1 protein-coding gene is annotated in these 831 nt (G+C 75.0%); it reads right to left on the reverse strand.

All coding sequences use genetic code 11. The features are described from left to right. On the reverse strand, window positions 1–784 hold a 784-nt coding region (locus FOE67_RS27285), incomplete at its 3' end, for an AMP-binding protein (RefSeq protein WP_323385611.1). Between the last annotated feature and the right edge of the window lie 47 nt (window positions 785–831).

The raw sequence follows: 831 nt of genomic DNA on the forward strand, positions 1-831 counted from the left end.
CGGCCAGGACGGCCTCGATCTCGCCGGGCTCGACCCGGAAGCCCCGGATCTTGACCTGGTCGTCGGTACGGCCCAGGAACTCCAGGTCCCCCGAGGGCAGCCGGCGCACCAGGTCCCCGGTGCGGTACGCACGCCCACCGGGCGGCCCGTAGGGGTCGGGCACGAAGCGTTCCGCCGTCAGGGCCGGCCGGCCGAGGTAGCCGAGGGCCAGCTCCGGCCCGCCGATCAGCAGTTCACCGGGGATGCCCACCGGCACCGGCTCCCCCTCGGTGTCCACCACCAGGGCCCGGCGGGAGCCCAGGGGCCGGCCGATCGGCACCCGTCGGGTGCCCTCGGCGTCGACCACGTCGTGGACGGTGGCGGTGACCGTGGTCTCGGTCGGACCGTAGGCGTTCACCACCCGGACACCGGGCAGGTGCCGCCGCCAGGTCGCCAGCGCGGCGGGCGGGATCGCCTCGCCACCGAGGATCAGCAGCCGCAGCGTGGCCGCCAGGCGGGTCGCCGAGGCGCCGGTCAGGGAACCGGCCAGTTCGGCCCAGTAGGTGGGCGGGAAGTTGGCGACGGTGATGCCGTGGCGGGCGACGATCCCGGGGATCCGGCCGGGCTCCCACTGCTCGTCGGGGCGCAGGACGACGGTCGCGCCGCCGGTCAGCGCCGGCAGCAGCTGGTCGAGGGAGGCGTCGAAGGAGAAGGAGGAGAAGGCGAGCACGCGGTCCCCGGGGGTGATCGCGAAGCACTCCCGCGCCGCCGCCACATGAGCCGCCAACGCCCCGTGACCGACCACCACCCCCTTCGGCCGACCCGTCGAACCCGACGTGAAGATCACATACG

The sequence above is a fragment of the Streptomyces calidiresistens genome (assembly GCF_014141525.1).
GTDB lineage: Bacteria > Actinomycetota > Actinomycetes > Streptomycetales > Streptomycetaceae > Streptomyces > Streptomyces calidiresistens.